General features: G+C 45.6%; 17 protein-coding genes and 1 tRNA gene. 8 read left to right on the top strand and 10 right to left on the bottom strand.

The genetic code is table 11. The annotated features are described in order from the left end of the window. Positions 1–37: 37 nt before the first annotated feature. The 3 genes from G493_RS0110785 to G493_RS0110775 all read right to left on the bottom strand — a co-directional run bounded on the left by G493_RS0110785 (position 38) and on the right by G493_RS0110775 (position 3,432). Positions 38–1,729: an FG-GAP repeat domain-containing protein gene (locus G493_RS0110785; RefSeq protein WP_028580393.1), complete on the bottom strand. Its 1,692-nt coding sequence runs from the start codon at positions 1,727–1,729 to the stop codon at positions 38–40. Between the two features lie 418 nt (positions 1,730–2,147). Beyond that, complete coding sequence (locus tag G493_RS0110780; protein WP_028580392.1) at positions 2,148–2,846, bottom strand: hypothetical protein; 699 nt, start codon at positions 2,844–2,846, stop codon at positions 2,148–2,150. A 100-nt stretch (positions 2,847–2,946) separates the two neighbouring features. Beyond that, positions 2,947–3,432 (bottom strand): hypothetical protein, encoded by a 486-nt coding sequence (locus G493_RS0110775; RefSeq protein WP_153306480.1) that lies wholly within the window; start codon positions 3,430–3,432, stop codon positions 2,947–2,949. 248 nt (positions 3,433–3,680) lie between these two features. Between G493_RS0110775 and G493_RS0110770 the strand changes: the two genes are divergently transcribed. After that, positions 3,681–4,865, top strand: a complete 1,185-nt coding sequence (locus G493_RS0110770; RefSeq protein ID WP_028580390.1) for a glycosyltransferase family protein — start codon at positions 3,681–3,683, stop codon at positions 4,863–4,865. 443 nt (positions 4,866–5,308) lie between these two features. Here the strand turns inward: G493_RS0110770 and cobA are convergent, their stop codons facing one another. The 5 genes from cobA to G493_RS0110735 all read right to left on the bottom strand — a co-directional run bounded on the left by cobA (position 5,309) and on the right by G493_RS0110735 (position 10,510). Then, a complete protein-coding gene (gene cobA / locus G493_RS0110760; RefSeq protein WP_035274207.1) occupies positions 5,309–6,880 on the bottom strand; it encodes a uroporphyrinogen-III C-methyltransferase in 1,572 nt (523 codons plus the stop codon). A 41-nt stretch (positions 6,881–6,921) separates the two neighbouring features. After that, positions 6,922–7,854, bottom strand: coding sequence for a hydroxymethylbilane synthase (gene hemC, locus G493_RS0110755; RefSeq protein WP_028580387.1), 933 nt, complete (start codon positions 7,852–7,854; stop codon positions 6,922–6,924). 301 nt (positions 7,855–8,155) lie between these two features. Beyond that, positions 8,156–9,208 carry a hypothetical protein gene (locus tag G493_RS0110745; protein WP_232363742.1) on the bottom strand — a complete coding sequence of 351 codons (1,053 nt, stop codon included), beginning with the start codon at positions 9,206–9,208 and terminating at the stop codon, positions 8,156–8,158. Beyond that, positions 9,151–9,735 carry a D-sedoheptulose-7-phosphate isomerase gene (locus G493_RS0110740; RefSeq protein ID WP_028580385.1) on the bottom strand — a complete coding sequence of 195 codons (585 nt, stop codon included), beginning with the start codon at positions 9,733–9,735 and terminating at the stop codon, positions 9,151–9,153. Before G493_RS0110740 ends, G493_RS0110745 begins: the two co-directional genes overlap by 58 nt. 100 nt (positions 9,736–9,835) lie before the next feature. Continuing rightward, entirely contained in the window at positions 9,836–10,510 is a 675-nt protein-coding gene (locus G493_RS0110735) for an adenylate kinase (RefSeq protein WP_028580384.1), read from the bottom strand. 467 nt (positions 10,511–10,977) lie between these two features. Here G493_RS0110735 and G493_RS0110730 point away from each other — a divergent pair, with 467 nt between their 5' ends. The 6 genes from G493_RS0110730 to G493_RS0110700 all read left to right on the top strand — a co-directional run bounded on the left by G493_RS0110730 (position 10,978) and on the right by G493_RS0110700 (position 16,023). Continuing rightward, complete coding sequence (locus G493_RS0110730) at positions 10,978–12,285, top strand: homoserine dehydrogenase (protein ID WP_028580383.1); 1,308 nt, start codon at positions 10,978–10,980, stop codon at positions 12,283–12,285. A gap of 15 nt (positions 12,286–12,300) precedes the next feature. Next, a complete protein-coding gene (locus G493_RS0110725) occupies positions 12,301–13,524 on the top strand; it encodes a cofactor-independent phosphoglycerate mutase (protein WP_028580382.1) in 1,224 nt (407 codons plus the stop codon). A 3-nt stretch (positions 13,525–13,527) separates the two neighbouring features. Then, complete coding sequence (locus tag G493_RS0110720) at positions 13,528–13,983, top strand: acyl-CoA thioesterase (RefSeq protein ID WP_051309218.1); 456 nt, start codon at positions 13,528–13,530, stop codon at positions 13,981–13,983. 68 nt (positions 13,984–14,051) lie between these two features. After that, positions 14,052–14,128 (top strand) — tRNA-Met (locus tag G493_RS0110715). A 648-nt stretch (positions 14,129–14,776) separates the two neighbouring features. Beyond that, positions 14,777–15,073, top strand: a complete 297-nt coding sequence (locus G493_RS0110710) for an integration host factor subunit alpha (RefSeq protein ID WP_028580380.1) — start codon at positions 14,777–14,779, stop codon at positions 15,071–15,073. A gap of 671 nt (positions 15,074–15,744) precedes the next feature. Beyond that, positions 15,745–16,023: a hypothetical protein gene (locus tag G493_RS0110700; RefSeq protein WP_028580379.1), complete on the top strand. Its 279-nt coding sequence runs from the start codon at positions 15,745–15,747 to the stop codon at positions 16,021–16,023. Between the two features lie 134 nt (positions 16,024–16,157). Here G493_RS0110700 and G493_RS0110695 read toward each other — a convergent pair whose 3' ends face one another. Both G493_RS0110695 and G493_RS0110690 read right to left on the bottom strand, forming a co-directional pair. Beyond that, complete coding sequence (locus G493_RS0110695) at positions 16,158–17,396, bottom strand: NupC/NupG family nucleoside CNT transporter (protein ID WP_028580378.1); 1,239 nt, start codon at positions 17,394–17,396, stop codon at positions 16,158–16,160. Between the two features lie 200 nt (positions 17,397–17,596). After that, a complete protein-coding gene (locus G493_RS0110690; protein WP_028580377.1) occupies positions 17,597–18,646 on the bottom strand; it encodes a hypothetical protein in 1,050 nt (349 codons plus the stop codon). 446 nt (positions 18,647–19,092) lie between these two features. Between G493_RS0110690 and hdrA2 the strand changes: the two genes are divergently transcribed. After that, positions 19,093–21,516: a CoB-CoM heterodisulfide reductase HdrA2 gene (gene hdrA2, locus G493_RS28820; protein WP_035274205.1), complete on the top strand. Its 2,424-nt coding sequence runs from the start codon at positions 19,093–19,095 to the stop codon at positions 21,514–21,516. Positions 21,517–21,533 lie beyond the last annotated feature (17 nt).

Below are 21,533 nucleotides of genomic sequence, written 5' to 3'. Positions count from 1 at the left end.
TCTCCGGAAAAATAAACTTTTTTGTATCGTTCCGGTATCATTGCTTTTTATTGTTTGCCTTCTCCGTGATATTTTCAAAGGTGTAGTTGTTGAGCGTCATTGATGATGACTCCCAGAAAACAAACGGGTAACTGGTTTTGGATTCACCAAAAACGAGTTGATAACGATCATCCTGCTGAGAGAGGATTTGGGTATTGATGATATAACCACCAAGTTTCTGTGTTTCCCACAAAGGTTTGAGCCTGTTTTTGTCCCATTTCATAGCAGTAATGGTGCTACCGTCAAAGTAACGAAGTCTTGGCATAAATGGAACGTGCTTGGCCCTGTTACGGACTACGATTACTTCTTCAGAACCATCCTGATCAATGTCATGGGCAATGATACGGGTTTTGATATATTTTTGTGGGATATCTTGATCTTCATTTGAATGTAACGTGCCAAAAAAGTTCCGGCCAGCACCGTATTGATCCTGACTGCTCCACATTGACTGTCCACTCGCATCCAAGACCTGGAGAAGATTGGCTGGGCTGATGACAATGGTTTCCAGATTACTGTCACCATCCACATCTGCTCTTTTAAAATCATATACCGAGACATCTTTTGGCAGGGAGAGGCGTTCTGACGGAGTTAACGCGTAATTGGCGTCGATTTCCAGTTTAAAAACAGGGCCGCCATAAGGTACTTTTATGCCACTACGTTGGCCATAGATCACAGGAGCCCCATGTTCCTGGACAACATTGAGGTAATAGGGAATATTGATGGCCAATTGCCGTACATTTCCGTCTTTCCATTCCATGATGCTTGAGATTGCATCTTTTCCATTATTGCCGCTGATATAAAGTTCCTGGATGCCATTATTATCTATATCAGCGGTTGTTACTGCATGTAAGCGTAAATGATTGGAGAGGGGAATCTCATCGACTTTAACAAAACTTTCCTCGATAAACTGATAAATAAACAGTGTGGTATTGCTTAAGAGGAGTATTTCGGTGGTACCGTCGCCATCAAGGTCCTGGCTGTTTATATCCATTATATCATAATTGATTGTAGGTGACCTGTGGGTAGACAAGAGCTTGAACTGCCCTCCTGATATAAAATCTATGCTGGCAGTGGAGAGTAACCCTTCGCGGTAGGTGCGATCTGGATGGCTGGTATGAAAAGCTGAGACACCTGAACTGGTATCCACGAGATTTCCAGACTTTTCAGGTCGGTTGCGGCCAAAAATGGTCTCGCTTATCTCCCAGGAAAGGCTGTCCATCGCCGTCATGCTTTCATCAATTGAGTTGATGGGTTGCTCGAACGAATGCGGTCCACTGGCCATATCGCGGCTAAATACATAAGTGGATATGCGTAATCCGTTTTCAGCGGAATGGAGTGAGCCAAGGATGAGGAAGTCCGCTTTTGTATGGTTGAGTTCTCTGGCAAAAGCCTCAAGCTTATTGTTTTGCAGGTTACTCCATAGACGTTTGGCGCTTTCACCACTGCTCACAGGTACAATGTCTGCACGCGATGCAAGACGGCTTTTAAGCATGGAGCTTAAACCGTTTTCCAGATAATCATATGGTCCGTTGACCTGAATGGTAAAAGGAAGAAAAACAACCTTTTTTTGCTGGGAGGCTGCCGGTTGAGACGCTGCGAAAGCAACAGGCTGAATTGTCAGAAATGCCATGCACAATAGGAGCAGGCGGATATGCAAATGAAAAAAATGATGAATACGTGTGGTAAACATGGGTCAACTCCACGGTTTTCAAGCTGATTGTAAAGGTAACGACTTCTTGAAAAACGAAAACTAGTTTATGTAAACTGCACTGACAAAAAAACTGAGATAGCTACCGGTAAAGCCGTTTCCATACTTCATAAAGTGGCTTGCTCCAGGAGGTAGGGAAAGGGAGTGTTTGCCGATAGGGCAATCAGTTGCCTGCTACTATACCTTATTTTGTTGTTGAAGAAAGGTGTAAGTGGTGAAGAGGTGTGTGGTCAGGTAAAAAAAGCGTGACTGAGTTTACAGGAATTTTCTGGGCAGCGCCAGGTTTGAGTATATCGTCGGAATGAAAAACATGAAGGTACTGTGTAGATGCAAGTTGAGTCTTCAGGAGAGACCAGAAAGCGTCGTGCTTTCATGGTTCGTTGGGCTCCAGCCAAGCTGGTTAGTAGGAAAATGATACGGAGACACCACCATAGAAAATATTTTCTCCAATATCATCTTTATCTGATTCAGGACTTGAGGAGATATGTTCCTCATCGGCAGGCAATGTCCGAGACCATTGTACCTGTGGTGTTATGGTGATGTAGCTTTTATATGATATGGGCATATTAAAGAGGATGGAAAAAAGTTTTCCCTCTTCGGTTTCAAAAGGATTTTTCATCAACATGGTTTTACTGCCAAAACCGAAATTGATATTTTCATCATACGCATATGATCCGGAAAGATCAAATGCCATATACCAAGAGCGGGTCGGATTGAACCTTTGATATTCAACAGGATCTATGCCGAGGAAAACCGTTCCCTCTCCCTGCTGTTCATTTGCATAGATATACCCGGCAGAAAATTCGAGTAATCCTGATGAGCCATCGTAGGAAAAAGTGATAGCGTGTCCGTTAAGCGTCGCCTGGTCTGGAGAAAGACCCTTGTAGAGATCCTGGGCGTTCTGAAATTGTATGGCCAGCCCTGTCTTTTGGCTGTCACCTATACCGTACATACCTGTAGCCAGCAGGCTGTTGACGGTATTATCCCATCCAGTTTGGGAAACATTGTTGCCGTCAACCGCGAAACTCGCCTTACTTTGGCCTAGAACTAGTGTTACAGCCAGTATACAGGCGATATATAAATATCTGTCGGTGTTCATATCGCATGTTTAATTATCGTATATATAAAATGTACCTCGGGGGCAGGGGAAAAGCAATCTAAAAAACAGGGGTGCAATGTGGTACATAGGGGCCTGTCTGTTAGAGGTCTCGAAGAAATTTATCTCTTTCACACATAGAACCAGGCAACGAATAAGGTTGGTATACCTCTATGATTCCAGGTTCAGGGACGCGAACAGTGTTTAAGGTATCTTTACCATGCCAAAATCCGACATATGCCCCATCTTCGGCAATGATAAAGCCGCCGTTGTAGGGACATCCCATGCTGTGATCCAGTGAAAAAGAGAAATTCCAGGATTTCAATTGGGCTGGTGTCAAATCTATGGGAATCCAAATCCTCGAACGTAAAGTATAGTTTTTATGAATGGCAATTACACTGTCCGGTTCAACTTTTGATCCCAGGTAATAGTAGCTGTGATCTTTTGCGATTTTACCGTTGTTAAAGTCTTTCACTGCAGATCTGCTGACCTTCCACTGGCCATAGGGAATGGTGGAAGCGCATCCGGTGAGCGTGAATAAGAGAGATGCGTAAAGAAACAGGATTCGAGGGATACTATGCAGCGACATGGAGCCTCCTCTTTGTAACAGTGAGCAGCCGATAAGTGTGTGACAGGAGCTGAAATATGGAAAAATGTAGAGCATAACTTTTTCATCGTATACATCTGCCAGGCCCAAGATTCCCCGTGTGCCTTGATTTTGCTTGAACCTTTCTCCTGTACACGTTAGGCTTGAATTGTTCTCATAAAGTTTTTTCTTGCACACGACTTCATCCCATATTTTGTAATAATCATTAATCCCTTACATTGGTAGCCGGAATGGCTGGTCTTTATAATATACTCATCTATTCCCATGATACCTATGGCCTTGGTCATATTCGTCGGACTATGGCCATTGCCGGGCATCTTCGCTCTAAGAACGTCAATGTGCTTATTCTCACGGGGTCTCCCATTGCCGGACGGTTTTCCTTTCCTGAAAACGTAGATTTTGTTCGTATCCCTGGGATGATAAAAAAAACAAATGATGAATATCATTCTCTGTCCATACGTATTGATCCGGAACATGCATTGAACATTCGGCAGTCTATTATCCTGACCACAGTACAGACCTTTCAGCCCAATCTTTTTTTGGTTGATAAAGAACCCTTGGGACTGAAGAAAGAAGTTCTTCCAACTTTGGAATGGATACAGCAGCACAGTCCTCAGACCAGAACGATTCTGGGGTTAAGGGATATTATGGATGATCGTGATACAGTGCGCACTGACTGGCAGAATAAGGACGTTTACCGATTGTTGGACACCTTGTATAGCGAAATATGGGTATACGGGTGCCAGAATATATATGATGCTGTCAGCGAGTACGCCATTCCTGAAAATGTTCGTAATAAAGTACATTTTACCGGATATCTGCCACGTCAGGTCGCCAGTGTGAAAGCCATTGCCAAGGCAAGGAAAAAATTCTGCGTCAAAGATGATGAGCAGATGCTCGTCGTCACCACAGGAGGTGGCGGAGATGGCTATGCCATGATGGATGCATATATGAAGATGTTTGAACAGGGGTTGTTCGATAGAGGAAAAAGCATCCTGGTGACCGGGCCATTCATGCCTTTGTCTCTGCGAAGGAAATTAGCTAAAAGGGGGCGGAAAGCGCACGTTAAAGTGTTGCCTTTTTATCCTCGTATGGAAGAATTGATTGGAGCTGCAGATGTTGTTGTTTCCATGGGAGGATATAATACGATGTGTGAGGTGCTGAGTCAGCGAACACCTGCATTGATTATCCCTCGCGAAACTCCCCGCCGGGAGCAATTGTTGCGCGCCATGGCTTTTAAAAGGGAAGGGCTTATCGACTATCTGCCCTGGTCGGATCTTGACGAACATCATCTTGCACAGAAACTCAATGAAATGTTTGACGCCTTGTCAGCTTATGAGGATGTCATCCGTGCCTTTCCTCTCAACGGCATTGCCACCATAAAAGAGCGTTTGGCTTGCTTTCGTGCCAGTTAACTTTGAGTTGTAATAGTGTACAAACATGGCGTTTGGGTTATTGCTTTTCGATTAAACGGTTTCGGATCAAACCATAAAAATAATCTTCCTTCCCGGTATAAAACCATCCCAGATGTGCTCTGCAGACTTTGCACAGAGCAATTTGCCATAGATACCCTGAGAACCAGGTAAATTCTCCGGTTGCAAATCCTTCCGTGTACACTCCTGGCGCTGCTCTGAAACAAGCTATTTCATAAATCACTCCAGCTGGGTTGAAAAAAGCATGTTCATGGGTTCCAGCGATAGCTGTGCGCGATTCAGGGGATGTTATGGCATGGGAACAGTATGCGCAAATAATGGTGTTTTCACGGTCAGACTGCTCTTCCCCTGAATCACTCTTAGAGCGTTTTTTGGTTTTCAGGGGAAGGAGGTCTAAGCGAAATGCAAAGGGTAGGGGGGCCGACTTATGGTTGCTCGGTTTGGTAATAGCGAACAATGGCACGCACCATGTCTGCAATGGTATAACGTTCGGGTTGAATATGTACTTGCAGGCCAGCTTCGCGTATGGTTTCTGCTGTAATCGGGCCAATGGCGGCTATGGTTACTCCCTGCATGAGTTGTTTTAGTTCTTCCTCGTCCTCCGGGGCGACCATGGTAATGAAATTGGTTACCGTGGATGAACTGGTAAAAGTTACCAGGTCGATATCACCCTGAACAAGCTGTTGCCGGAGTTCTTCCTTTCTTCCCTGCGGAGGCACGTTTTGATAGACCGGCACCACATCTACTTCAGCGCCTGCATCGGTCAGGGTCTCCGGAAGCACCTCGCTGGCACGTAGCGCTCTGGGGAGAAGTATTTTGGAACCTTTGCCAACTTGGGATTCAAGCAGAGACTGAGCCAGGCCTTCTCCTGTGAAGGTATCTGGAAGCAGATCTGCACGGATGCCGTATCTGCCGAGTTCTTCAGCTGTGGTTTTTCCAACTACAGCAATTTTAGGACCAGCCAGGCTTCTGCTGTCCCTGCCTGTGGAATGCAAATGGTTAAAGAAATATTTGATGGCGTTAATACTGGTAAACAATATCCAGTCGTAGGAAACAATGTTTGCCAGAGCCTTATCAAGAGGTTGATAGTCGGCAACCCGCTCAATGTGAATGGTGGAGTATTCGAAGCATGCTGCCCCGTTTTCTTCGAGCTTGGCTACCAATTCACTTGCCTGCTCTCGTGTCCTTGTAACAACGATGCGCTTACTGAACAGCGGTCTTTTTTCAAACCAGTCAATAGTACTGCGCAGCTTTACTACATCACCAATAATAACCAGGGCAGGCGGTGTTATACCAGCATCTTTGACTACCTGGGTAATGGTTTCCAGGGTGCCTTCAACTGAACGTTGTTTCGGCGTGGAAGCCCAGCGAACCACCGCAACCGGTGTGTCAGGTGAACGGCCATGGGTTATAAGTTTTTGAGTAACAGAGGGGAGATTTTTTATTCCCATATAAATAACAATGGTACCGGCGCCTGTGGCAAGCTTGTCCCACTGCAGGTTGGAATATTTTTTGGTGGGATCTTCATGACCGGTCACAAAGGCCACAGATGCTGTATATTCTCTATGGGTGATTGGTATTCCAGCATAGGTGGCCGCTGCCGTGGCTGAGGTTACACCTGGAACTACTTCAAAGGGGATTCCTTCTGCTGCGAGTTCTTCAATCTCTTCACCACCGCGGCCAAAAATAAAAGGATCACCGCCCTTTAGCCTGACCACCATATTTCCTTCTTTTGCCTTTTCAACCAGCAGACGATTAATTCCTTCCTGTGTGAAAGCATGCAGGCCGCCACCTTTTTTTCCCGCATAAATAAAGGTGGCAGACGAAGGAACATGTGTAAGCAGTTTTTTATTTGCCAGGTAATCGTAGACAACGACGTCTGCCCTTTCCAGCAGGTATTTTCCTCGCAGGGTAATAAGGTTGGGATCTCCAGGACCGGCACCGACCAGATATACTTTGCCAGTATTCTTTTTTGGGGTTCTTGTTTGTTCAGTCACGATATTTCTAAAATATGTAAAAAGAAGAAAATGCAGCAGGATCAGAGGGACGCCTGATAGACTTCCTCCAGGATTGCCTTGCCCCCCTGTTGCAACAGGGATTCTGCCAGTTTTTTGCCAAGTTCCGCGGCCTGATGTGTTGGTGCAGCGCCGGTTTCCTTGAGTAGGATTGTCCCGTCTATACTGGCTATCAAGCCGGTCAGAGACACCTGCTCTTTGTCAACCACAGCATAGGCACCGATGGGTACCTGGCAACCACCCTCGAGGCGGAGGAGAAACGCTCGTTCCGCAGTTACCGCAATCGCCGTAGTATGGTCATGCAGGGTCTGCAGAATTTCAAACAGTTGTGTATCGCTTTTGCGTAATTCTATGCCCAGTGCTCCCTGACCTATGGCTGGTAACATTTGTTCCGGTGAGAACAACGTACGGATGTGAGCTTGCATGCCCATCCTTTGGAGTCCCGCACCGGCAAGGATAATAGCGTCATACAGGCCATCTTCCATTTTTTTCAACCGGGTCTGCAGGTTCCCTCTCAGGTCAGTAATGACAAGGTCTGGACGCAGAGCTGTAAGCTGTGCTTTTCGCCGCAGACTGGATGTTCCAACTGTGCTGCCTTCCGGGAGTTCAGCAAGGGAATTATATTTGTCTGAAACAAAAGCATCTTGGGGGATTTCACGCACAGGGACGATAGGTACATGGAGTCCGTCGGGCAATTCTGTCGGGACGTCCTTCATCGAATGAACGGCAAGGTCAACTTCTCCTGCGAGCATGGCATCTTCAATTTCTTTGACAAACAACCCTTTGCCGCCAACTTTTGCCAGAGGCACATCTAGAATCTTATCTCCTTTGGTTTTGATTTTGACCAATTCAATGGAGATTTCAGGATAAGCGGCAGTGATTTGTTTACCCACCCATTCGGACTGGGTAACAGCCAGTTCACTGGCCCGTGTACCGATACGTAAAAGAGATTTCATGAGATTAAATCAACTTAAGTTACCATTTATTTATTGGAAAAGCGAAGTTCCCTTATACTGGTTCCAGTATTCAGTGTCTATCCTGAAATAGTCTTTTTTCGTCAATTTTTGTGTTGTGCTCAAAAAATAGCCTTTAGGGAGCGTGTAATCCCTGTAGCGGGAATGTGTCTGTGTTGAAGTTTGGTGCACGTTCCGGACGTCTGCGTCTGCCTGAAACTGAACAATACAATTGTTTCCGGGCAGCCATCAGCACTGGCATTGGAAACGCCAGGGTCAAAGAGGGTATTTCAGTTCTAGGGTACTAAGCCTTATCGATTGCATCTAAAAGCGCGGCAGCCATTAGAGGCAGCATCAATTCATGATGTCCTGTGAAATTATATCCCTTTCCTCCTTCAAGATTTGGCCGGTGTACCACGTTTGTCGCTGGCCGATAATGTCGGATAAAGTCAAAATTTGCCGTGGTGAACTGTTTCACTTCAAATCCAAGGTTACGAACTACAGTCAAAGCCTTTAAAAAGACCTCCGGCAACAGAACCGCGGAACCGACATTCAGATAAACCCCTTGCTGTAAGCTGCTGACCAGGGTGCAGAAAAGACGGAAATCCTGGTGGCCGGCTTTTCCTATTGCAGCTCCGTCAGCTCCCGGATGAATATGAATAATATCTGTGCCCATGGCAACATGTACAGTAACAGGAATGTGTAAACGGTACGCCATTGCAAGGAGACTTTGGTCATTATGGGGAAAGTTGTTGTCGTTCAGCACTTTCCCTACTGATTCACCAATTCCCAATCCTTCATTTGCTCCCATAACAATGGCCTGGTTCAGGATCTCTCCAGTTTCCCTGGCTGCACCGAAAGCTCCGGCGCCAAGCACATCAGCCACTTCTTCCGATGTCCTTCCTGCCATGGCGATTTCTGCGTCGTGGATTATTCCTGCTCCATTAAGGGCTATACCGCTCAATATGCCCCGTTGCATAAGGCCAATGAGGATAGGATTCAAACCCACTTTTATGACGTGGGCGCCCATACCCAGCAGGATAGGCTTATCAGCCTTAAATGCCTCGGCTGTCCTGCAGATAAACTCAGGAAAATCAATGCCCATGAGTTGTCCTGGCAGGCACTTCACTAATTCACTGACAAGCATTCCAGGGCGCAACGGTGTGGCAAAGTCGTCCACAGTCACCTTTGAATGACGATCATGGATGGAATAGGTGTTGAGGTTGCCAAAGGTAAGGGGCGATATGGAATAATGAGACATGATCAGAAGAAATGATAATCTTGAAAAGAGAAGGTCTGCTAACAGGGAGGAAACATTTCCTGTTCTACAATTTCGCAGACAATATGTTCCAGCCAAAGGTGGGTTTCCTGGATATGGGGTGTGGAGTCAGAGGGGACATTAAGTGTAAGGTCACAGAGTGCCTTGAGATCTCCACCGGGCCGTTTGGTGCCACCTGTGAATGCAACCGTTCGCAAGCCCATATCTTTAGCTGTCTCCAAACCTTTAACCACATTGACCGAGGTGCCGGATGTTGATATTCCCAGTGCCAGGTCTTCAGGTTTAGCCAGCGCCTGAATTTGTTTGACAAAAATCAGGTCATAGGAAAAATCGTTTCCCACTGCGGTGAGGATGGATGTGTCTGTAGTCAATGCCAGAGCAGGTAAAGGTCTCCGGTTGATTAGAAAGCGATTGACAAATTCAGCAGCCAGGTGCTGTGCATCCGCGGCACTGCCGCCGTTACCAAAGATCAGCAGCTTTCCACCATCTTCAAAGGTTTCCTTAATCCAGGAACAGAGAAGAATGATATCGTCGATGGATTGATGCGCAAAGGACTCCTTGGCCATAATAGACTGAACAAGGCTGTTTGAGATACGTGTTTTCATACTCTTCACAATGAAGAAAAAATCTCGGTGTGTCAAATAAAAAAACGTTTTCGCATCCTGGATGCGAAAACGTTTTATACAAAAACAAGGAACAGACCAATCAGGGCAGATCCTTTATGATGGATTCAGATACTTCTTTGATCGGCAGGGAACCGTCAACAGAGATGACGGGAATGCCGTCCAGATTTTTGAAGTAATTCACAGCAGCCATGGTGCCGGTGTTGTCATCGTAGTAGATATTGTGACGTTTGTTGATGGCATCTTCATCCTGGTCATCTGCGCGTGTGGAAAGTTCACCGCCACAGACGCGACATACGAGCTTGCCGTCTTTTTCTACAGGTTTGATGGCTTCAAAGGCAATATGGTTAGGGTGGTTGTTGTCATTGGCGCACAATCTGCGACCCATGATACGCTCTTTTGCAATTTCGCGATCAAGAACGATTTCAACTACGCAGTCAAGCTTCATATCAGCTTCTTTGAGCGCTTTGTCAAGAGCCTCAGCCTGGGCCAGGGAGCGAGGGAAACCGTCAAGCAGCCATCCTTTTTCTTTTGATTTATCAAGGGTTTCTAAAACCATGGGGATGGTGATCTCATCGGGAACCAGGTCTCCGCGATCAATATACTCCTTGGCTTTTTTACCAAGATCTGTACCGCCTTTGATGTGTTCACGGAAAATTGCACCGGACTCAATATGGTCAATGCCATATTTCTCTTTGATGATAGCGCCTTGGGTGCCTTTGCCACTACCATTGGGGCCGAAGGTAAGAATGTTCATGCCGTTCTCCTTTGTAATTGATTCAAACGGGAAAGTCGTATAACACCTTATATTTTCAGTTAAAATTAAGGTGAGAAAAATGAATGACTTCTCATTAATCGGGCGAGTATACAGTAACTTTTCCGGTTTGGCTATGAAAATGATAGCTGGTCCTCTGATACGGATACGGCAATACAGTTATATAGATATGCTATGGTCAGCTTTTCAGCGTTTAAGGAACAGAAGGGGGATTCCACAATCTATACTTTTTGACAAGCGTCGGTAAAGTGGGTACAAAGGCCCATACAAGGCTGATCTGGTGTCTTGCCGGAAATGTCCTGGGGGCACCTCATAAGGCTGTCTGGGATTGTAACATCTTTTCCGGTTGTATAATTGACATGGGAACATTTTTCCGTGCAGAAAAACCTTTAATTTCCAGTATGTCGGCCAGACACAATCACAATAAAATACCACGGATTATGCACATTATGAAACAGATCAAAATAGGTATCATAGGTTTTGGCACTGTTGGCAGCGGACTCGCTGAGGTCCTTTATTCTCAAAAAGAGAGGATGACCAAACGAACTGGTATGTCCATTACCCTGAGTAAAGTTGCTGACCTGAACCTGCCTGAATTACCTGATAAATTTCAGGGTGTGACTCTGGTTCGTGACGCCCAGGAGATAATTCATGATGCTGATATCGATATTGTTGTTGAGCTCATTGGCGGCATAGAACCGGCCAAGACCTTCGTTATTGATGCAATCAATGCAGGAAAACATGTGGTGACTGCAAATAAGGCGCTTCTCTCCCAGGAAGGCAAAGATATTTTTGCAGCTGCTTCGAAGAAGGGAGTGGAAGTGGGGTTTGAAGCCAGCGTAGGGGGAGGTATTCCTGTGATCAAGTCCCTGCGTGAAGGCCTGGTAGCCAATAAGATTCTTTCTATTATGGGGATTATGAATGGTACTGCCAACTATATACTGACCAAGATGACCGAGGAAGGGGTGCCTTTTGACGAAGTACTCAAGGAAGCTCAGGATAAAGGCTTTGCTGAAGCGGATCCAACCTATGATATTGAGGGTATCGACACCGCACACAAGCTTGCGATCCTTATGAGTATGGCATATGGAATGAACATTACCCATAACGAAATTGTCACAGAGGGAATTTCTCAGATAGAGCCTCTGGATATCCAGTTGGCCCATGAGTTCGGGTGCCGTATAAAATTATTGGCCATCAGCCGTAACCATGGTGATCATGTGGAAGCACGCGTGCATCCAACCATGGTACCGGAATCGCACCTGCTGGCCTCCATAAACGGAGCGTATAACGCTATCCATTTTACAGGCGATACCGTAGGTAACGTTCTGCTCTATGGACTCGGAGCAGGTATGGTTCCTACGGGCAGTGCCGTTGCCGCGGATGTAATCGATATCGCCAGAAATATTAAGGCGCAGTCTATTGGTCGTGTACCGCCATTGTCATATCTGCCAGAGCATATTCAGGCTCTACGGGTAACCCCCATGGACGAGCTTTACGGTCCCTATTATTTCAGATTTACTGTTAAGGATGAGCCCGGTGTTCTTGCGGAAATAGCCGGGATATTAGGCCAGCATGACATAAGCCTGGAGTCTGTTGTGCAGAAAGGGCGAAAGAAAACCGGATCAGTTCCCCTTGTGATGCTAACCCACGATGCACGTGAGTCGTCTGTGAGTGAAGCACTCAAAGAAATCAGTAAGCTCGATACGGTACTCGCCCCTGTGGTCAAAATACGACTTTTAGGCGATGAGGCGTGAAAAAGAGGGAGTGCTATGAAATATGTTCTGCTTATTGGAGATGGTATGGGTGATGTTCCTGTACCACAATTGAACGACCAGACCCCTCTGGAGGCTGCCAGAACTCCAACCATGGACAGGTTGTCAGTAGAGGCTGAAAAGCTACTTTTACACACTGTTCCCGAGGGGTACCCACCTGGAAGCGATGTGGCCAACCTTTCACTTCTTGGCTATGCACCGGAACGGTATTATACCGGTCGTGCTCCGCTTGAAGCAGCCAGCATGGGAGTTGAACTCGCCTCCGATGAGGTCGCTTTTCGCTGCAATCTCGTGAATATTCAACAGCAAGCCGATGAATGCCTGTTGATGAAAGATTACAGCGCCGGGCACATCACCACGAAAGAGAGTACCCAGCTGATTAACAGTATTCAGGAGCAATGTGGAAATAGTGTGATTCGTCTCCACCCGGGCATCAGCTACAGGCACCTGCTGGTGTATTCAGGCACACCTGCAGCAGGGGTGGACACTGTGCCTCCCCATGACTACTCGGAGCAGGAGGTTACAGCTCATTATCATCGCTATAAAAATGACTCACATCTTTTTGCCTTGATGGAAAAGGCCCGTATCGTCCTGGCTGATCACCCTGTCAACAGACAGAGGGTTATAGACGGCAAACTTCCGGCCAATGCCATCTGGCTTTGGGGAGAGGGCAAACGACCTGCAATGGAAACCATACCGCAACTGTATGGTGTGCATGGAGGAATGATCTCGGCGGTGGATTTGCTCATGGGCCTTGGAGTCCTGAGTGGGTTGGAGGTCGTCAAGGTAGAGGGGGCAACCGGTTACCTGGATACCAATTATGCTGGAAAGGCCGAAGCCGCAATTGGTGTACTGAAAAACAGAGATCTGGTAGTTGTACATGTTGAAGCTCCGGATGAAACCGGTCACCAGGGCCTTGCAGCGGAAAAAGTGCAGGCCATTGAAGATTTTGACGAGAAAATTGTCCGGCCGATAGTGGAATCTCTGGAAGATCAGGGAGAAGAATTCCGAGTTGTCGTTACCATGGACCATTACACCCCCATACACCGTCGAACACATGAAGGCTGGCCTGTGCCGCTTTTTTTGTATGATTCACGGAAGAATCCCAATCCTGATGGCATACTTTATAGTGAAAAGAATGTCCTTGGTGCCATGGCCAATGGAGGAAAGGAATTTGTGTCTGGTACAGACTTTTTTCGGTATTTTCTTGAAAGGGGATAATACATGGCAAGGCAACTGTCAGTCTCCCTTGGAGAAAAGGTCTTTCACACGCAGTATCGGGTTATCTATGGAGATACCGATGCTGCAGCTATAGTGTATAATGCCAATTATCTTCGGTATTTTGAAATTGGTCGAACAGAGATGATGCGCGCCTGGGCTATGCCCTACACCGCCATTGAAAAGCTTGGATGTATTCTTCCTGTGACTGAAAGCTATATCCGCTTTAAAGCTCCTGCCAGGTACGATGATCTGATCACCATAGCAACTTCATTGGTAGAACTAAAAAACGTTTCCTGCCGTTTTCATTATGCTATTACCAGGCAAGAAGAAAACGAAAAAGAAACCTTATTGGTAAAAGGATTCACCACCCATGCGTGCGTAGATATGGCTGGCAAGCTTACGGCTTTTCCTCGGGAGGTGGTAGAAATGATCACTCCTTTGCTTGGAAATGCAAAATAGAACAGTAATGGAAACTTATATTATTTGTTGACACATTTTTTTTAATGTGGTATATACATATCTCGCAACGCGGGGTGGAGCAGTTCGGTAGCTCGTCGGGCTCATAACCCGAAGGTCAGAGGTTCAAATCCTCTCCCCGCTACCAAGCTTATTCAAGGAGTTAAGTCAGTCTGGCTTAACTCCTTTTTTTGTTTGTACAAAATCGTACAGACAGTATGACGCACTGCCGCCAATTCCCACCAGAATGCTATGCCGTTCAGATACCATTCAGCCTGATTGAGTTTTCTCAATGGATTTTTTTATAAAAATGCTTGAGTCAGTTTGACATTTGAAAAAACACATGCCATAAGATATCTTTGTTACCACTTTGTGGTGCTAGTCTGTGTTTCTCATGATTTTTTTGAAGACCTATTTGAGGTACAGAATGAATAGTATTTATCGTATGCCTCGGAGTCTGTGTTTACCTAAACTTGAGTAAAAATTCTCATTTGTGAATAGACATGATTCGGTTTTGAAAACGTAGCGTTTCTAGGAGTCTGTCAGAGAATTGCTATGTATCTCAGATTAAGGTATTTTCAGGAAATCTAGCACAGCCATATACTTGATATTGCGAGCATTGATTTTCTGGAAATAACACAAATATGGGAAAAAGAGCTTTCTCCGACAGGCTCCTGGAAAAAATCAAAGAAGTTGACTGCTGCTGCATATTTGGTGCATCGTATCAACTACTATTCTCATGAGAAATCCGGACTGGTTGAAGTTTTTGTTAATAAACTACCAGTAAAGAGACACAATGAAACTGACCAAGGCCATCATAGCCAACGAAATTCGCAAGGCAAACAATAAGGTTTCCACAAAAGAGGCAAGTAAATATGTAGAAACATTTCTTGCTATTGTGAAACAGGATATCGTAGCCGGTAACGACCTCTTGATTTCAGGGTTCGGCAAATTTGTCGTCAGGGATAAACGGCAAAGGCGTGGAAGAAACCCACAGACAGGAGATGCCTTGTTGCTTGACCCAAGAAGAGTAGTAACTTTTCACTCTTCAGTGAAATTGCGGGAAAAAGTAAACGGAGACGTCGTCGATTGAAGTTATGGAGACGCCATTATGGCGCGCTCCACAATCGGCAGCTTGCTATTTTAAAGAGGAATATCCCCCTTTGGGGTAACTGTTCACAGTGTACCTGATTTTTCCCAGGTCAGCGTGGCTGACGGGCCAAAGACGCTGCACCAGTCTGTTTGTGAGAATCTCAGGTGCCTTATAACCACTTATAAAGAGGGAAGGCTTTCACGTGTAATAGTCTTCCCTCTGACACTCTGTGCAGTGATCTCGTTAGTGTTTGTCCATAAATGGCCTTGCTACCCAATTTTTGCGTTATGTTCAGACTTCTGCCTTTGAAGGTAAGCGTAACCTCTGATATCAACTATATGTCTGCGGACATTTTATTGTATAGCTTAAATGTGAGCAAAAATCTTCATTGCTGGACAAATACAAACTCTACATCGAAGGTTTTTCCAGGTAGAATGGGTTATCTGTAAACAAGGGAATTATTTTCCTGCACTGTGCTGCTGGTATTAACCAAAAATCTGAGCCGGAATATTGACGGAAAAAGCTTTTTTTGCTGTAGTTGTGTTTTTTGAGAAGTTCAAAGCTTTCCTTGTCTATCAACATGAGTGTGCATATTTTTGGAAAAGTTTGTATTCTAAGGAAAAAAGTAATTCTCCGACCGGTTTTAGGAAGGCTTTTTGAAAGGTGTTTGCATGAAAGAAAAATTGAAAAAAATCTTCGCCCCAATTCTTAAGCCATTTGAGTCTGGTGAAAACGAATATATTTACCGAGAATCACATAGAAGCATACTTAAAATATTTGGCTTGTTGTTCTTTATCCTTTCCATTGGTTCTATCTATGCTTCTATTAAAGCCTCTGTGCTTGGTGGTGTTCTACCGGCAACAGTTTTTTTCCTGATAGCATTTGTTAGCGAAATTGTCGCTTTTTTAGGGAGTGATAGAGCTGTAGCAAATATATGGAAAAGAAGATAAGTGACAACCCTTCATAGAAGAAACGGTTACAGTACCAACTCCCCCGTATTTTTGTAACTGGTTACAGTGTGTTTGAACGCACACAGGTTGATCACGAAAAAAATCAGAAGCACTGTGAGCAGTATCGATAAGTGTTACAAAAATATTCCTGCGACAGCCCCTGTCATGCATGTTGCAAGGGTTCCCGCTACAATGGAGCGAAAGCCCAGAGCAACTATTTCGTCTCGTCTTTCCGGCGCCATGGTTCCCAGCCCTCCTATCATGATTCCCAGGCTTCCGGGGTTGGCAAAGCCGCACAGTGCATAGGATATAATGATGCGACTGCGCTCTGTCAGGTCTCCTTCAGGAATCCGGCTGAGATCCAGGTATGCGATAAACTCATTGAGAACAGTTTTGGTCCCCATGAGTGAGCCGGTTGTCAGTGATTCGGTCCAGGGAATCCCCATAAGCCATGATATGGGAGCCATAACCCATCCAAGAATACGCTGTAAGGTCAATTCCTGGTCCTGAACCAGAGGCAGAAGTGTCAGGATCATATTGAGCAGGCTGACCAACGCAACCAGCACGATAATCATAGCCACTATGCTTAACAGAAGCTCGATGCCGGAGACTGTTCCTTTGGTTATGGCATCCATGGAGCTCTTGTATTCCAGGTTTAAAGAGAGTTTTCCTTCTGTTACGTTTTGGGTTTCCGGCAGCATGATTTTGGAAATCAACACAGCCGCAGGGGCACTGATAATTGAAGCGGTCAGAATATGGCCCAGAATTTCCGGGATGGCTTCGTTTAAAATAGTTGCATACAGTACCATGACTGTTCCGGCAATGGTTGCCATGCCACAGGTCATCAGAGTAAAAAGTTCACTCCGAGTCATGGATGCAAGATAGGGTTTTATCAACAGGGGCGATTCCACCATGCCTAGAAAAATATTTGCAGAAATGCCAATGCCTTCGGCTCCTCCTGTCCCCAGCGTCTTTTTAAGAATCATGCTGAAGAAATGCACCATGGCCGGAATAATTTTCCAGTAGAACAACAGAGCCGAAAGAGCACTCATTACCAGTACCAGCGGAAGGGACTGAAAAGCCAACACGAAGGCCGCACCGGGGTATGATTCTGTGAAAGGCAAGGGGCCGCCTCCAAGGTAGCCGAAAACCAGGGCTGTACCATCCCCCGTAGCCCTGGATATGGCCATTACCAGGTCGTTGAGGTATAAAAAAAACTGGCGCACCCATGTAAGTTTCAGCAGTAAGAGGCCCAGGAAGAGTTGCATTCCCATGGCTGCCACAATCAGTTTTACCGAGACTCCTTTTTTGTTTTCACTCAGTAGAAAAGCGATGGCAATAAAGGCAAGCAGGCCCAAAAGACTCTGAATCATAACTTCTCCTTATCTCTTTCCATAACTCTGCTCATTTATCATAATCAGCTAATTGAAGTAACTCAACTTGACAACTTCCATGTATCTGAACCTGGTTACAGGCTGTCTGAGCTTTGCGCAAGCAGGCTGGTGCTGCGCATTGGATCATACGTAAACAGGGCTGATTGCGGAATATCAGGGCCACCGTGAACAGGTACGTTTTACCCTGTTGTGTTGGAGCAAAAGGTACGTGGGGAAACGGCTTGTTGTAACTGTTTAAAATTCTGTGTCCTATTGAAGGTTTCAAGGGCCTTAATCAAATGTTCATCGCCTTCGCGGATAAAAGAGCCTCCCTCCACGGCCAGACCTTCATCAAACAATCCGACAAAGAGGGTGAGGGAGGAATCCTCTGCATATAGAACTGCCTGTACCACATCAACCAGCTTTGGAGGCACGAACGTGCCTTCGTAAAAGGATTGTTCCAATGGCGTACCGTATGCTGCATAGGTGGGATTAAGGTGCATGTTGATTCTTACATTATATCGTATGGACATGTCATTCAGGTAGTCTATGGCATGGATAATATCAGCCAAAGCATCGCTATCAGAAAAATTGGGTATGGGTTTCTGCATAAAATAGCATTTCACCCGGCAGTTGAATGGTGACACCTGTCCAATAAACCTTTCGAAGGTTTCAAGTGTTAACCCTTTGTTGAAGGTATCATTTCGGATTGTTTCATCAAATGCCTCAAAGCCTATACCCAGTTCCAGCAGGGTAGGAGTATCTCCCTCGGCAAGGGTTCTTGAGAGGAATTCAAGTTCTTCAATCTCTACAAATTCTGGCCTGGTCTCCAAGGTGAGAATATCCAGATTGGTAAAGTTGAGGTTTATTTTGGCCATTAGATACAGCAGGGCTGTGGATGAAAAAGTATCCTGGTCAAGAATGGAGCCATTGTTGCTGATTATCAACTTTCTGATTACATGGCGTTTTGTGAGAACCTCGGGCAGGGAGAAAACATGGTCAATCTGGGCAATAATATCTTTATATCCCACATGGTGATATGAAGATTTACTTGGAAGATTACATCCCATGCATCTCGACCATCGGCAGGCTTGGGTATAAAAAACAATAAAAAGAGTGAGGCCGTCAACGCTATTCTGAAACCACATCTGGGCGGGAGTTTTTTGATCGTGCTCCTCGTTAAATGCGTATGTTTTTCCCCCGGCAAGAGAACCTGTTTTGATTTGTTTTTCTATATTGTCTGTTGTCATGATTCATTCAGTCCGTATTCTGAGCGGACGAGTAAGGTTCGTCTGATTTGAGTGAAGTATACCATTCCGGCATATCTGATGAAATAACATAAACGTCTTTTAATTTGCGCCCTTCCGCTTGAGCTTTTCATTGCGTTTATAGAAGATAATTGCTCACAGTGTACCTGATCTTTCCGCAATCAGCCCTGTTTACGTATGATCCAATGCGCAGCACCAGCCTGCTTGCGCAGATCTCAGGCACCCTGTAACCAGTTATAAATACAGGGGGAGTCACGTTTGCCCGTTTTCTTATGAGTAGTTGCCGTTTGCGTATAGTAATATATTTTGTGATAGGTTTTACCTATTTGACACATTGAAAACATTGTGGTAATAAACTGTGTTTTTATTATCTGATACATAATTCTATTGAAGACAAAACTGGTAGCTGAGTGATGCAAGAGAAACAAATGACTGATTTGCGGATAGGTGTGTATGTTTGCCATTGTGGGTTGAATATAGCTGGGGTGGTTGACTGTGGTGCTGTATCGGAATATGCGGCAACTCTGCCTGATGTCGTGCTATCTCGTCATAATGCTTATACTTGCTCAGAGCCAGGTCAGAATCAGATAAAGCAGGATATTGCAGATCATAAACTCAATCGGGTGGTTGTGGCATCCTGTTCTCCCAGACTTCATGAGCCTACCTTTCGGCAATGTGTGGCTGAGGCAGGATTAAACCCATATCTCCTCGATATGGCTAATTTGAGGGAACACTGCTCCTGGGTGCACTGTAATGATAAGCAGGGAGCTACACAGAAGGCATGTGATCTTGTACGAGCATCTGTGGCTCGTACCCGCTTACTCCAGGAATGCCACGAGGCCCAGATAGCAGTGACTCCCACCACTCTGGTAGTAGGTGGAGGGGTAGCAGGAATTCAGGCTGCATTGGACTTGGCAAACGCTGGCACCAAAGTCATTCTGGTTGAAAAGAAACCCAGCATTGGTGGGATAATGGCGGCCTTGGACAAGACGTTTCCAACCATGGACTGCTCTATCTGTATATTGGGTCCAAAGATGACGGATGTGGGACGTCACCCAAATATCACTTTACTGACATTGAGTGAAGTGAAAGAAATTAAGGGGTTTGTTGGTAATTTTACTGTCAGGGTTTTAAAGAAAGCCAGATATGTGCATGAAGATATGTGTACAGCCTGTGGTGAATGTGCCAAGGTTTGTCCTGTTGTGCTACCAGACGAATTTGATCAAGGCTTATCTTCCAGAAGAGCCATTTATTCTCCTTTTCCCCAAGCTGTTCCTTCTTCCTATCTCATAGAGATGGAGAGGTGTCTGGGGCAGAATCCCACTGTATGCGGTAAGTGTGTCGATCAATGTGAAAAGCAGTGTATTGATTTCCACATGAGTGATGAAGAGTTATCTTTTGAAGTCGGTACGATCATCATGGCAACCGGGATGGACATTTATGATCCGACACGGCTCGATGAGTATGGCTACACGCGGTTTGACAATGTGCTGACGAGTATGGAATTCGAGCGCTTGATTAATGCAGGCGGACCGACAGGCGGTGAAGTGGTGCGCATGACCGATCGTAAGCGACCACGATCGGTTGCTTTTATTCAGTGTGTGGGGTCCAGATCTCTGCATAAGGGAAGTTCATATTGTTCCAATGTCTGCTGTATGAATACAATCAAATGCGCTTTTATGTTGAAAGAGCATTATCCTGATATTGAAGTCAAAGTGTTTTACATTGATATTAGAGCATTTGGTAAGGGCTTTGAAGACCAGTATCGACGGACCAAACGAATGGGAGTGCAGTACATACGTGGTTTGCCAGGAACCGTTGAAGAAAATACAGACAACGGGAACCTAACGGTATTTGTAGAAAATCCGGAAACCAGGATTGTTGAACGTCATGAATTGGAAATGTTGGTTCTGGCAGTAGGCGTAAGACCACCATCTGGGCTGAAGCACCTGCAGGAAATGCTAGCTCTGCAACGTAATCCAGATGGTTTTTTTCTCGAAGCACATCCTAAATTACAACCGGTTGATGCCGCCACCAGAGGAATCTTCTTTGCAGGATGCAGTGAAGGTCCCAAGGATGTAAAGGATAGTGTAACCCAGGCCTCTGCAGCGGCCATGCGAGCCAGTATATTAATGAGCAAAGGCATGCTTTCTGTTGAAGGTATTACAGCTGAGGTAAATCCTGAACTGTGCTCTTCTTGTGGATTGTGTGCAAAAGTATGTCCATATAAGGCAATTACTGTTGATAGAATAGCCAAATCCGGGGCTCACGTAACCACAGCAGCCTGTTCCGGCTGCGGAACTTGCTCGGCTGAATGCCCTGAAAACGCCATAGAGATGCATCATTTCACCGACCCTCAGATAGAGGCACAGATAGAAGCTGTATTAGGGGATAGGGCGGAAGAGCGCGTACTGGTTTTTGCCTGTAACTGGTGTTCGTATGCAGGTGCTGATTTTGCAGGGGTTTCAAGGCTTGAATATCCGGCAAGCACTCGCTTAATCAGAACCATGTGTTCCGGCCGGGTCGATGAAAAATTTCTATGGAAGGCTTTTGCCTTAGGTGTGCCCGCCATTTTGGTATCAGGGTGCCACCTCAGTGACTGCCATTACATTGATGCCAATCACTGGACGGAAAAACGCATTCATCGTATGTGGCGGAAAATGGAAAAATTGGGTGTTCGGCAGGAGCGGCTTCAATTGGAATGGATCAGTGCCGCAGAAGGCATTCGCTTTCAAGAAGCCATGCAAAAAATGGAAGGTATCCGGAAAACGGTCAGTTCAGAGGAGATTGCACTCACCAGAGAAGCATTGCAGTCTATGTTGGGCATGGCAACAGCTGAAGAAGTGTTGTGATTGAATGGCATGAGCTT

The organism is Desulfogranum japonicum DSM 18378, assembly GCF_000429945.1.
Lineage (GTDB): Bacteria > Desulfobacterota > Desulfobulbia > Desulfobulbales > Desulfobulbaceae > Desulfogranum > Desulfogranum japonicum.
The sequence above is the reverse complement of the archived record's forward strand: the minus strand, read 5'-3'. Positions and strand labels throughout refer to the sequence as shown.